The 12,693-nt window shown below is 63.2% G+C and carries 11 protein-coding genes and 1 riboswitch; of the genes, 7 read left to right on the forward strand and 4 right to left on the reverse strand.

All coding sequences use genetic code 11. The annotated features are described in order from the left end of the window. Positions 1 to 49: 49 nt before the first annotated feature. The gene (locus N0P34_RS17525; protein ID WP_275604507.1) at positions 50 to 1,006 is read left to right on the forward strand and encodes a hypothetical protein; all 957 of its coding nucleotides are present in this window, start codon (positions 50 to 52) and stop codon (positions 1,004 to 1,006) included. Between the two features lie 112 nt (positions 1,007 to 1,118). Here N0P34_RS17525 and N0P34_RS17530 read toward each other — a convergent pair whose 3' ends face one another. Beyond that, the gene (locus tag N0P34_RS17530) at positions 1,119 to 1,472 is read right to left on the reverse strand and encodes a DUF6476 family protein (protein WP_275604508.1); all 354 of its coding nucleotides are present in this window, start codon (positions 1,470 to 1,472) and stop codon (positions 1,119 to 1,121) included. Between N0P34_RS17530 and N0P34_RS17535 the strand changes: the two genes are divergently transcribed. Both N0P34_RS17535 and rpoH read left to right on the forward strand, forming a co-directional pair. Then, on the forward strand, positions 1,471 to 2,502 hold the full coding sequence (locus N0P34_RS17535) for an RluA family pseudouridine synthase (protein ID WP_275604509.1): 1,032 nt from the start codon (positions 1,471 to 1,473) through the stop codon (positions 2,500 to 2,502). The genes N0P34_RS17530 and N0P34_RS17535 overlap by 2 nt on opposite strands. A gap of 343 nt (positions 2,503 to 2,845) precedes the next feature. Further along, the gene (gene rpoH, locus N0P34_RS17540; RefSeq protein ID WP_275604510.1) at positions 2,846 to 3,712 is read left to right on the forward strand and encodes an RNA polymerase sigma factor RpoH; all 867 of its coding nucleotides are present in this window, start codon (positions 2,846 to 2,848) and stop codon (positions 3,710 to 3,712) included. A 90-nt stretch (positions 3,713 to 3,802) separates the two neighbouring features. Here rpoH and N0P34_RS17545 read toward each other — a convergent pair whose 3' ends face one another. Next, positions 3,803 to 4,486: a thiamine diphosphokinase gene (locus tag N0P34_RS17545; RefSeq protein WP_275604511.1), complete on the reverse strand. Its 684-nt coding sequence runs from the start codon at positions 4,484 to 4,486 to the stop codon at positions 3,803 to 3,805. 27 nt (positions 4,487 to 4,513) lie between these two features. Next, positions 4,514 to 4,612, forward strand: a riboswitch (TPP riboswitch). Between the two features lie 69 nt (positions 4,613 to 4,681). Between N0P34_RS17545 and thiB the strand changes: the two genes are divergently transcribed. The 3 genes from thiB to N0P34_RS17560 all read left to right on the forward strand — a co-directional run bounded on the left by thiB (position 4,682) and on the right by N0P34_RS17560 (position 8,098). After that, complete coding sequence (gene thiB, locus N0P34_RS17550) at positions 4,682 to 5,689, forward strand: thiamine ABC transporter substrate binding subunit (protein WP_275604512.1); 1,008 nt, start codon at positions 4,682 to 4,684, stop codon at positions 5,687 to 5,689. A gap of 176 nt (positions 5,690 to 5,865) precedes the next feature. Further along, positions 5,866 to 7,455 carry a hypothetical protein gene (locus N0P34_RS17555; RefSeq protein WP_275604513.1) on the forward strand — a complete coding sequence of 530 codons (1,590 nt, stop codon included), beginning with the start codon at positions 5,866 to 5,868 and terminating at the stop codon, positions 7,453 to 7,455. Next, positions 7,442 to 8,098: an ATP-binding cassette domain-containing protein gene (locus N0P34_RS17560; RefSeq protein ID WP_275604514.1), complete on the forward strand. Its 657-nt coding sequence runs from the start codon at positions 7,442 to 7,444 to the stop codon at positions 8,096 to 8,098. The genes N0P34_RS17555 and N0P34_RS17560 overlap by 14 nt, the downstream gene beginning before the upstream one ends. 46 nt (positions 8,099 to 8,144) lie before the next feature. Here N0P34_RS17560 and N0P34_RS17565 read toward each other — a convergent pair whose 3' ends face one another. Continuing rightward, on the reverse strand, positions 8,145 to 10,217 hold the full coding sequence (locus N0P34_RS17565) for a hypothetical protein (RefSeq protein ID WP_275604515.1): 2,073 nt from the start codon (positions 10,215 to 10,217) through the stop codon (positions 8,145 to 8,147). Between the two features lie 48 nt (positions 10,218 to 10,265). Then, entirely contained in the window at positions 10,266 to 11,555 is a 1,290-nt protein-coding gene (locus tag N0P34_RS17570; RefSeq protein ID WP_275604516.1) for an adenylosuccinate synthase, read from the reverse strand. A gap of 159 nt (positions 11,556 to 11,714) precedes the next feature. On the opposite strand from N0P34_RS17570, the gene N0P34_RS17575 reads away from it, so the two are divergent. After that, positions 11,715 to 12,659 (forward strand): DMT family transporter, encoded by a 945-nt coding sequence (locus tag N0P34_RS17575; RefSeq protein ID WP_275604517.1) that lies wholly within the window; start codon positions 11,715 to 11,717, stop codon positions 12,657 to 12,659. The last annotated feature ends 34 nt before the right edge of the window (positions 12,660 to 12,693 follow it).

The following is a 12,693-nucleotide window of genomic DNA, read 5'->3' on the forward strand; positions in this document are numbered from 1 at the left end:
GATCTAGCCTTGCGGGCGAACCCTGCGGCTGCGGTTGGAGTATTGCGTGATGCTGATCGAGAACCTGATGTATTTTGCCCTGGGCGTGCTTGCGGCAGGCCTGGTTTCGCTCATCATCATGCCGGCGGTCTGGAAGCGGGCGGTGCGGCTGACCAAGCGCCGGATCGAGGCGGCAACACCGATCACCCTCGCCGAATTCCGCGCCGACAAGGACCAGCTCCGCGCCGAATTCGCCCTGACCACGCGTCGGCTGGAGATGAATGTCGAAGCCCTGCGCCAGCGCCTCGCCGAGCAGGTGAGCGAAGCCAGCCAGAAAAGCACCGACCTCGGCGCCTTGCAGATCGAGCGGGAAAAGCACCTCGGCATCGTCCAGGAGTTCGAAAAACGCGAAGTCGACCTGCGCGCCCGGATCGTCGAACTGGAAAAAGAGACCACCGACCTCGCCCAACGCCTGCGGATGCGCGAGCGGGAGGCCGAGACGCGCCAGGCCGAGATCGAGCAATTGCGCGCCGGCAGAACCGGCGAACCGAACTTTCCGACAGAACCCGAACAGCTCGAGGACGCCGAAGCGCGGATGGCCAGCGCTGAAGACCAGCTCAATGCCCTCCTCGCGGAGACGGCAGGCCCGGCCAGGGACGGCAATGGAGAGACCGGCGAACAATTGCTGGCCGACCGGCTAGGCCTCGAGGACGAGGTGGAAAAGCTGCGCGTCAGCGTCATGGACGTGCAATCGGCCATTCTGTCCGACTGGGACAGCGACCGGCTCGATCGCAGCGCCCTGCGGTCCCGGCTGAATGATATCGCCACAAGCGTCAGCCGGCTGGTCTACGCCCCTGAGCCGCAGACCGCATCCACCCCGCGCGAAGAGGAAAGCCTTTTTGCCCGCGTGCAGCGCTTCGCCGATGACGGCGAAAGCGAGGATGTGATCGAGCACCAGCCGGCACAGCCCCGCGGCGGCACCCTCGCCGACCGGCTGGCCGCAGTTCGCGAAATCCAGGGCCGCTGAGGGCCGGCTCTAGAGCAATTCACCGCGTCGTTGACGCGCTGGAAACGCTCTAAGTCCTTGTTTATCGCGCTCCCGAATCGGAAAAGCGGTGTCCACTTTTCCTGGAAACGCTCTAGCGGCGGCCAATCTCGATGGTCCGAACCAGTTCGCCCGTGCCCGCATCGAAGATGACCAGGCTGACGCTGCCACCCACGCTATAGGTCACCTGGATAGTGCCATCGCTCGATAGCGCGGAAACCACTTCGGCCCCATCGGGAACCAGAACCGCGGCAGTTTGTGGCGGGGGCGGACTATCGCGGTTGAGCCGATAGACAAGCGCGAAGCCAACGGCCATAAAGCCGAGCAACATGATGCCGATCGAAAATCCGAAGGATCGGCGCGCCTTTCCAAAAGCGGCAGCGGCCTCGGGCGAGATTTTTGCATCTCCCGGGTTGACGTTGTTGCCGGACTTTTCAGGATCACTCATGGCAGAAGACACCGATTTCGAATTCGAGGGCGAGCCGGTCGAGGTAGTCGTCGATGAAATCAATGCCGGGGGCCGGCTCGATGCCGTCCTCGCCAAGGAGCACGATGTGCTCAGCCGTAGCCGGATCAAGGATCTCATCCTCGGCGGCGCCGTTTCCATCGACGGCAAGACCGTCAGCGAACCCAATTATCGTCTGAAGACGGGCGAGACAATCGTCCTTCTTGCCCCACCCCCTGAAGATCCCGAGCCGCAGGCCCAGGATATTCCGCTCGATATCCTCTATGAGGACGATGACCTTATCGTCATCAACAAGCCGGTGGGCATGGTTGTTCATCCCGCGCCGGGCTCGCCTGACGGCACGCTGGTCAATGCGCTGATCTTTCACTGCGGGGATAGCCTGAAGGGCATTGGCGGGGTCAAGCGCCCGGGCATCGTGCACCGTCTGGACCGCGACACCTCCGGCGTGATGGTGGCCGCCAAGACCGAGGCTGCCCACAAGCATCTGTCCGCACAGTTCGCCGACCACGGGCGGACCGGCCCGCTGCATCGCGCCTATACCGCCTTTGCCTGGGGCATGACCAATAGCGGCGTCGGCACGGTGGAAGTGCCGCTGGGCCGCGACCCGGCCAATCGCCTCAAACAGGCGGTGCGCAAGGATGGCCGCGAGGCGATCACGCACTATGCGGTGGAAGCGCGCTTTGGTGATGTGGGCTGGGACATAACCCGCATCCAGTGCCAGCTCGAAACCGGTCGTACGCACCAGATCCGCGTGCACATGGTCTATATCGGCCATCCCCTCGTCGCCGACCCGGTCTATGCTTCGGGCTACGCAACCAAGATCAACAAACTGCCCGAAGATCTGGCGGGGATCGTTCGGGGCCTTGGCAGGCAGGCCCTTCATGCGGCGGAACTGGGATTTGAGCACCCGACCACCGGCGAAGAGATGATGTTCGAAGCCGAACTCCCGGACGATCTGGCAGCGCTTGAAGACGCGCTCGAGCCCTATAACCGCGCCATTGCCCGGCACTAGAGCATTGCACCGCGTCGTTGACGCGATGAAATCACTCTATGTCCCTGTCGCGTTTCCGAACCGGAAAAGTGGTGTCCACTTTTCCTGGAAACGCTCTAGCACCGGACTCACCCAAGGGTGAACGAACCAAACAGGGTCGGGCTGCGTAATGTTTATGTAACTGAACGTCGGAACATTATGGCGAAGGGAACTCTCTCCAATTTGTAACGTTGGATAGAGCTTAGCCTCTTAAATTCGACAAAGTGACCCCTATATATGGCGGTACATTCGAACACTGTGCCAGATTGGACAGGTTCGGAGTTCCGCCCGTGCAATGCGGGGGATGCTGAAAGGGGGTGCGTCCATGGCCCAAACAAATCTGCCCGTTCTCTCCGCCGAAGGCGGCTTGTCGCGTTATCTGCAGGAAATCCGGAAGTTTCCCATGCTGGAAGCGGACGAAGAGTACATGCTGGCAAAGCGCTACAAGGAACATGAAGATCCAGGCGCCGCCCAAAAACTCATTACCAGCCATCTGCGTCTCGTGGCCAAGATCGCCATGGGCTATCGCGGCTATGGCCTGCCGATTTCCGAGGTGATCTCGGAAGGCAATGTCGGCCTCATGCATGCGGTCAAGCGCTTCGAGCCGGAAAAGGGTTTCCGTCTCGCGACCTATGCGATGTGGTGGATCCGTGCCGCCATCCAGGAATATGTGCTGCGCTCGTGGAGCCTCGTGAAAATCGGGACTACCGCGGCGCAAAAGCGTCTGTTCTTCAACCTGCGCAAGGTGAAGGGGCAGATCGCCGCCCTCGAAGAGGGGAGCCTGCACCCGGACCAGGTCAAGCAGATCGCCACCACGCTCAAGGTTACCGAGCAGGATGTGGTGCAGATGAATGCGCGCCTTTCCGGAGACGCTTCGCTCAACTCGCCCATGCGGGCGGACGAGGGATCGTCGGAATGGCAGGATTGGCTGGTAGACGACACGCCTGACGCCGAAACCACTCTGGGCGAGAGCCAGGAATTCGACGAGCGCATGGGCCTTCTTACCCAGGCCATGGATGTGCTCAATGAGCGCGAGCGCGCCATTTTCCAGGCACGGCGACTGCAGGAGAACCCGTCGACACTCGAAGAGCTGGCGCAGCAATATGACGTTAGCCGCGAGCGTATCCGGCAGATCGAGGTCCGCGCCTTCGAAAAGGTGCAAGAGGCTGTGCGCGAGGCTGCGCACACCTAGTCCTTGTTAGGTCGCGTTCCAGGCGGCAAATGAGATCGAGGCCCCCGTGTCCAGAATGGCGCGGGGGCTTTTTTATGCGGCGGCGAGAAATTACACCGCCATAAGATCCCAGAGGCGCTCGCGCCCTAGGATCAAGAGCCAGGGCGTGGCATCGGCGGGGACGATCTCGACCATACCGCCGGTTCCTTCATTGGAGGTGCCGAGCAGGCCACCCGGCTCGAGCAGAAGATCGTCCATCGGATAAAAAAGTCCGCTTGAGGACCGGAAGCGGATCGGCACCAGCGGGTGTATGGAAACACGCTCCCGTTCCGCCGCCGAGAACCGGACTGGCCCGGTGGCCGCCAGGGCCACATCCACTTCGTCGATCAGCATCAGCCGACGCATCGGCGCATATTGCAGGACGGCGCTCAGGGCCGCTAGCGTATGGTCGAGGCGCTTGCCCGTCATGCCCAGCGCCAGGGTGATGGGAGCGCTGGTGGAATAGAGCGCCTTCTGGAAATCGGTGGTGATCTGCTCGGGAATGTGGAGCACGCGGGTGCGCGCTTCCCAGCCGGCGCGATCGCGCACCGAATCAAGATCGCCGATGATCGCCTCGGGGACGAGGCCGGCATCGCCGATGATATCGGCGCCGCCATCGGCACCGACGAGGGCGACATGTCGCGCCGCAAGTTCGCGCAAAAGGGCGGGATCCACGGCGCCGCCGCCAACAATGGCGAGGGGGCGATCGAAGGCGAGTGGCACGTCGGCCGCTGCGCCCGGGCTAGGGTCTTGCACTGTCAATGATCTCTCACTAAGGTCCGCATCGTCTCGCTGGGGTGTTCCGGTTGCTGCCGGAGCTGAGAGTTACCCATTGAACCTGAACCAGGTCATGCTGGCGGAGGAAGTTCGAGATGGCAAGGGCGCCGTTTCGCGTCCTCACCATTGACACAACCCTTCTCACATGACCGCAACCTTTGAAGGGATGATCGCATGATCAAATCCACCTCCATGGCGCTTGCGGTCCTTTTTGGATTGTCTGCCGCGCCCATCCTCGCCCAGGATGTGCCCACGCTTACCATTTACACCTATGACGGTTTTGCCTCGGAATGGGGCCCCGGGGCCAAGCTCTCTGAGGGCTTTGAGGCCGTCTGCGGCGGCTGTAAGGTCAACTGGATCGCGGCCGACAGCTCGATCGGCACGCTGCGGCGCGTGCAACTCGAGGGCGATACGACCGAGGCCGATCTGATCGTCGGGCTCGACACCGCCATTGCCGGTGAAGCGCGGGCGACGGGGCTTTTTGCCGACCATGGGCTGGACCTTTCGGGCCTCGACCTGCCGGGTGAGTGGACCGACGCGCAATTCGTGCCGTTCGACTATTCGCACTTTGCCTTCGTCTATGATGCGGACACAGTCGCCAATCCGCCCCGCTCGTTCGAGGAGCTGATCGCGCTGCCCGAAGACTTCAAGATCGTGGTGCAGGATCCGCGCTCGGCAACACCGGGGCTCGGGCTCGTGCTCTGGATCAAGGCCGCCTATGGCGACCGCGCCGCCGAAATCTGGGCCGGTCTCAAGCCGCATATCCTGACCGTGACGCGCGACTGGAGCGATTCCTATTCGCTGTTCCTCGATGGCGAAGCCGACATGGCGCTCTCCTACACGACATCCCCGGCCTATCACCGGATCGACGAGGGTGACGACAGCATTCATGCGGCCCTCTTCGAGGAAGGGCACTATGCCCAGATCGAGGTGGCCGGCATTCTGAGATCGTCCGATCAGCAGGAACTGGCGCAGAAATTCCTCGCCTGGTTCGCTTCGGCCGAAGGGCAGAAGATCATTCCGACGACCAATTGGATGTTCCCGGTGGTGGATCTGGACGGCGACCTCGACCCCGCATTCGCCACCCTGCCCCAGCCGGAGAAAACCCTGACGCTGAGCGATGAGGACATCCTCGCCAATAGCGCAGCCTGGATCGACGAAATGCTGGCTGCGGTGCAGTAGGGGTTCCAACCAACAACACCCCCTCCTAGCCTCCCCCTCAAGTAGGGGGAGGGACTTATCGAGTTTTTTGCATGATCTGTGAGCCACCGAAGCACTCCTCCCCCTTTTTCAGGGGGAGGTTGGGTGGGGGTGGAGCCAGGCAGCGCTCTGATGACTGGAAGGCAAAGGGACCAAGAATGTCGACGCTCCCCCAACGCCCGCTGCGCATTGCAGCAGCATGGACGCTCGCCATGGCGATCGCCGGGCTCATCCTGGCCGTGCTGTGGGCAATCCTCGCGGCAGCCGGCGATGGCGCCGGCAATTCACGGGTCGATATCGCCCATCTCGTGCGGATGACAACGATCCAGGCCGGGCTGACCACCGGGCTGTCGCTGGGCGTAGGCATGGCGCTGGCCTGGGCGCTGAACCGGCTGCGCTTTCCCGGTCGGGACCTGATCGTCGGGCTCTTTGCCGCCGCGATCGTGACGCCGGGCATGGTGGTCGCGTTCGGGCTGCTCTCGATATGGGGCCGAAACGGCTGGATCAATGAGGCGAGCCGGGCGCTGTTCGGCTTTTCGCTCGGCAATCCGGCCTTTGGCCTGTCCGGGATCTTGCTGGCCCATGTCATTCTCGATGGCGCCTTCGCCGCGCGCATCCTGCTTGCACGGCTGGACGCTGTTCCCTCGTCCCGGCTGAAGGTGGGCCAATCGCTGGGGCTTTCGGCATGGAAACGCATCCAGCTCATCGACTGGCCCGCCATGCGCGGCAGCCTGCCTGGGCTCGGCGCGATCATTTTCCTCCTCGCCTTCACCAGTTTTCCCATTGTGCTGCTGCTCGGCGGCGGGCCCGCCAACCAGACGCTGGAAGTGGCGATCTATTCGGCCGTTCGACAGGATTTCGACCTCGTCGGAGCCGTCCGACTGGCGGCGACGCAGATCGCGGTCTGTTCGCTGGTTATCCTTCTGGCGTCGGCCATGCCGCCGGTGCCGACGGCGCTCGGGCGATCCGCGCAGCCGCGCTGGCAGGATGGGCCGGGGGCACGTGGTCTGCAATGGCTGGTCCTCGTCATCGCCTCTATCGGGTTTGCGCTCCCGCTGGTGTCCGTCCTGATCGATGGTCTGGGCACGGGTCTTCTGCGTGTGCTCGGGCAAGCCGCCTTCTGGTGGGCCGCACTGACCAGCCTCGGCATCGGGGCGAGCTCGGCGCTCTTGACGCTGATCCTTGCCCTTGCCCTGTCCCTCGGACGGGCCGCCTTGGCCGGCCGGTTAGGGCGAACGGTGCTGGGTGCGCCGACTTTCGCCTATCTCGCCGTGCCGGCAGTGGTGCTGTCGCTCGGGTTTTTCCTTCTCGTACGCCTATTGGGATTCGCGCCGGGACAGGCGGCGCCGATCGTCGTCATTATTGCCAATGCGCTCCTCGCCCTGCCCTTTGCGGTCGCCACGCTGGGCCCGCCGCTCGACGCGGTGGCGCGCACGCGCGGCAAACTCATCCGCTCGCTGGGCCTTTCGGGCTCCCAGCAGTTCTGGCGCGTCGAGTTCCCCCTGCTGGGCAAGGATATCGGGCTAATGCTGGCGCTGGCCTTCTGCTTTTCGCTCGGCGATCTCGGTGTCATTGCCCTCTTTGGGACGCAGGATTTCCAGACGCTCCCGCTGATGATGTTCCGGGCGCTGGGCGCCTATCGCAGCAATGATGCTGCGGCTATCGCGGCCCTCTTGCTGGTCGCCACGATCATCGCCTTTGTCGGCCTACCACGCCTGTTTGAGAGACTAGCCCATGCTGCGCGCTGATAATTTGTCATTCGCTTATCCCGGACAAGCCCTGCCCTATCAGTTCAGCTTCGAGGCGCTTCCGGGTGAGGTAACCGCGATCTCGGGAACAAGCGGATCGGGCAAGTCGACGCTGCTCGACCTGATCGCAGGATTTTTGCAGCCGCAGGGCGGCAGGCTCGTTCTGGATGAGGCGAACCTTTCGCCACTGCCTCCGGAGAACCGCCCGGTGTCGCTGCTGCTGCAATCGGACAATCTCTTCGACCACTTGAGCGCCCGGCAGAATGTGGAGCTTGGACTGCCGCGTGAGATTGCGGCGGCCAGCAGGCGCGCACTGGTCGAAACGGCGCTGAAAGATGTGGGTCTTTCCGCCCTGGTCGACCAATCGGCATCGACGCTGTCCGGGGGGCAGAAGCAGCGCGTGGCGCTGGCCCGGACGCTGCTGCGGGATCGACCGATCCTGTTGCTGGACGAACCCTTTTCCGCTCTCGATGACGAGACGCGCCTGACGATCAGGGACCTCGTCGGCGCGCTGACGCGTGCGCAGGGCTGGCACACGATCCTCGTCAGCCATCATGCCGACGATGTGGCGGCGCTGGCGGCGCGGCACTATCGGCTCGTGGATGGATCACTGCGCCTCGAAGAAACGCCCGCAAAACCCTGATCGGATATCGGCCGCCCCGTGATGAGATCAGGGGGCGGCGGAGAGCTTATTCGGCCCAGCGCGCAAAGACGTCTTCGAACAGGGCCTGGGCCTCCTCATCCTTTTCAAGGGTCAGGATGGCGTTGCGGCCGGTGCCGTAGATGACGGCGAGGTCGAGCCAGCGACGGCTTTCCAGGAGGCCAACATTGTTGGCGGCATCTTCGGGCGAGGCGCTGAGCGCAAAAAGGAACGAATTGCCGACAATGCGGGCCGATGCGCCGACAAGCGGCGTACCCGGGACCAGTTCTTCATCCTTGAGGAGCACCCCCGGCAGGCTCGAAATCGAACCGCCGATGAACGTATCGGGGATGTTGAACGAGACTTCCATCAGGTGCGAGGCGGGAAGGCTGGGGTCGGCATTCTTGCGAATGGTGACGTCGACGCTGAGATTGCGCGCCGGGATGCTGGCTTCGGCGACAAGCGTGGGCAGGCCCACTTCATCCACGCCCTCTTCCCAATCAACCGTTCCCGAGAACGGCACCGCGCCGGTGCGGCCATCCGCCGAGGCTTCCAGCAGCAAGGACTGGCTGCCGGCGAGCACGGCCGGATCGACCGAAGCGGCCGCGTCGGTGGCAGCGATGGTCGTGTCATTGCCCGAGAGGCGTTCCTCGGTTTTTTCTGCGCCATTGAGCGAGGGCAGCGCGGTTTCCGTGCCACTCGGGATGACAGGCTCGGGCGTGGGCTCGAGGCGATCATCGGCCTCGAGGCCTTCGAGCGCGCTGGTGGGTTCGCCGGGCGTATTGGTCGCCGTGTTGCCCGGCCCGGTACCGGCCTCGCTATTGGGCCCCGCCTCGGGTGCGGGCTGGGGACCATCGAGGGTTGGCGTCGGCGTTGCAGTGGGGATTTCAGCCGTCTGGGTGACACTGGTCTGGGCCGTGCCGAACATCTGGTCTAGATCGACATAACCCTCGCGCCATGCCCAGAAGCCGGCGCCGCCGACCCCGGCCAGGAGGAAGGCAAAAACGACGAGGAAAATGGTCAGGCCAGCGGAGGACCGGCGCTCGGTTTCGGCCTCGGCGGGGGCAAAGCCGCTATCGTCAACCGCCAGCGTATCGTCGCCGGGCGGATCGAGTTCGAGGTCTTTGGTTTCGGTGCCTGCGCTCGCTTCGCCACGGGCTTCCCGATCGAGCGTCTCGATGGCGCGCTCGATGGCGCCCTCGGCCTCGCGGGCCTCATCGGCTTCCACTTCGACTTCGCGCACCGCCGAGAGGGCGGTCTCGACCGGTGCTTCATCGGCAAGGACCGGCTCGACAATCGCCTGCCGGGCAAGCGACGAACGGCCCGAGATGACAGGCTCAACCCGCGCCAGTCCGGGTGACACACTGACGGAGCTGGCCGGGCCCTTGAACCCACCGTCGCGGGACGACACGGGACCAACGGGTTTGAGAGGGATGGGCTGAGAGGACGGGAAGACGACCGGAGCGGCTTTCGGGGCCTCCGGCTTTTCAGCTTCGGTCGGCTCTTGTCGCGGCCGGTCGTCGGCTGCCTCGCGGAGGGCGGGCTCGACTGCCGGTTCAGCCACAGGCTCGACTGCTTCCACCTTGGCGCCGGCGAAGCTGGCGGCCTCGTCGATAATGGCTTCGATGGAGAGGATATCGTTGTCCGGCGGATCGGCCGGAGGCGCCTCCTTGGGCGCGGGAGCCACGCTCGGTTCGGGCTTGGCCACTTTGGCAGTGGGCTCCGGCGCGGGCGCTGGGCGCGGCTTTTCAACGGGCGGTGCCGCAACCGGGGGCGGCGCAACCGGTGTCGGTTCTACCGGCTTGGGTTCGGCGGCCGCAGGCACGGGCGCGGCCGGTGCCTGGGCGACATGGGGCGCTGGAGCAATGGGCTTGGCCGCGAGCATGGCTTCGCGACCAAGAGAAATGACGGCCTCGCTGGCCTCCTGCTCGACCTGACGGATACAATCTTCGAGCTGCAGTCGATGTTGCGTGATTTCGCGGGCCGGCAAAGGGGGCTGGATGGCCCGCAACTGCCCGACAAGAGCCGAACGCGCCTTCTCGTAGACCGCGCGCCGCGCGGCCCCATTGTTTTCCGGCAGCGCCGAAATAGCGCGGCGCAACAGCTCCTTATAATCCGCCATTGGCTAGTTGGTACTCACAATTGCAGCAAGGTGTTGTATCAAAATTTATCAGTCTTGGAATGGGTCAACCACAAGGATGGTGTCTGCCCGTTCCGGACTGGTGGAGAGCAGCGCAACCGGGGCTCCGATCAGTTCCTCGATATAGCGAACATATTTGACCGCCTGAGCCGGCAGTTCCGCCCAGCTGCGCGCGCCGGCAGTGGTTTCCGACCACCCTTCCAGCGTTTCGTAGATCGGCTTAACGCGGGCTTGTGCCCCCATTGAGGCAGGCAAATAATCGATGCGTGATCCATCCAGCTCGTAGCCGACGCAGACCTTGATCTCTTTGAGGCCATCGAGGACGTCGAGCTTGGTCAGCGCAATGCCGGTGATGCCGCTGGTCTTGACGGTCTGGCGGACCAGCACGGCATCGAACCAGCCGCAACGACGCGGACGACCGGTATTGACGCCGACTTCCTTGCCGACGGTGGCGAGGTGTTGGCCGATCTCGTCATCGAGTTCGCAGGGGAACGGGCCTTCGCCCACGCGGGTCGTATAGGCCTTAGTGATGCCCAGCACATAGCCGATAGCCGTGGGGCCGAGGCCCGAGCCGGCAGCTGCCTGGCCGGCAACCGTGTTCGACGAGGTGACGAAGGGATAGGTGCCATGGTCATTGTCGAGCAGAGCGCCCTGCGCCCCTTCGAACAGGATGCGGGCGCCTTCGCGGCGCTTGTCTTCGAGCACGCGCCAGACCTGGTCCATGAAGGGCAGGATTTCGCCGGAAATGGAGGTGAGTTCCTCGTAGATCGCGTCGGCCGATATCTCGACCAGCCCCATGCCGCGACGCAGGGCATTGTGGTGGGTCAAGAGGCGCTCGATCTTGGGCATGAGCGTTTCGGGTTCGCTCAAATCGATCAGACGAATGGCGCGACGACCAACCTTGTCTTCATAGGCAGGACCGATACCGCGGCGGGTGGTGCCGATCTTGAGGCCGGAATTGGCATCCTCGCGAATGGCGTCGAGCTCGCGGTGAAGAGAGAGAATGAGTGGCGCATTGTCGGCGATGCGCAAAATCTCGGGCGTGATGGTGACGCCCTGCCCGCGCAACTTGGCCATTTCCGCAACAAAATGATGCGGATCGACCACGACGCCATTGCCGATGACAGAGAGCTTGCCCTGGACCAGACCTGAAGGCAGCAGGGCCAGCTTGTAGCTTACCCCATCAATGACCAACGTATGCCCTGCATTGTGGCCTCCGTGAAAACGCACAACCACATCGGCACGCTCGCTGAGCCAGTCAACAATCTTGCCTTTGCCCTCGTCGCCCCATTGCGAGCCGACGACAACCACATTCGCCATAATCAAGTCTTTCCCAAGAGAACGCGAAAAAGTCGGGTTTGGCTTGGCGCCCTACCCTTCCTATGAATTTGGACGGCTGTTCCCCCGGCCACCTTTGTCGGGTTTGATTGTGGCCGAATAACTGCTAAGTCCGATTGTCCTTACATCACTGGCGCCCCGATGACAAAGCCGCATCTAGACGAAAAACGCGTCATTTCCGCGCCTTTGCTCGACCAGCCCTATTTATTGCTCTTCCTGGCCCCGCTTTTCTGGGGTGGAAACGTGGTGGCGGCAAAACTCGTCGTTGGGGAAATCGATCCGTTCCTGCTGCTCGCCAGCCGCTGCGTTCTGGCCACGCTGTTCATTTTCCCGTTCGCATGGAAGCATCTGCAGGGCGACTGGGCGGTGGTGAGGAGGCACTGGCCGATCCTCATGGCCTATGGCGCGATCGGTTATGCCCTTTTCAACGGCTTGCTCTATGTGGGGCTGCAGGGTACGAGCGGGGTAAACTCGGCCATCGTGCAAGCCTCGCTGCCCATGCTGATTCTGGGCTGCAATTTCATCGTCTTCCGCGTGCGGGCACGCTGGCTGCAGATCGTCGGGGTGCTGCTCGCCATTTTCGGCGTGCTGCTTACGGCCACCCATGGCGATGCCGCGCGCATCTTGACGCTGGACTTCAATTCCGGCGACATGTTCGTGATCCTCGCGTGTTTCGCCTATACCGGCTATACGCTGGCGCTGCGGTTCAGGCCGAAAATGAACATTATGAGTTTTATGGCCGTGTCGTTCTCCGGCGCAGCCATCACCGCTCTGGCGATGCTCTTTTCGTTCCGCGATGGGGTCACCGAGATTGCCAGTCTGGGTAGCGCCTCGGCGACTGTGTGGGCCGTCATCGCCTATGTTGCAGTCTTTCCATCCATGTTCAGCCAGGTCGCCTATGCGCGAGGGGTCGAACTTGTCGGGGCCAATCGCGCGGCGCCGAGCCACAATCTCATTCCCGTCTTTGGCACGCTCGGCTCGGTGATCATCCTGGGCGAGAGCCTCGAAGGCTATCACTTCCTGGCGGCCACAATCATCGTTGCCGGGATCGTGCTGGCCGAATGGGCGGCGCGGCGGAAGGCGTAAAACCTCCTCACAAAAGTCAAACTGATGTGCAAGC

The sequence above is a fragment of the Devosia sp. FJ2-5-3 genome (assembly GCF_029201545.1).
Lineage (GTDB): Bacteria > Pseudomonadota > Alphaproteobacteria > Rhizobiales > Devosiaceae > Devosia.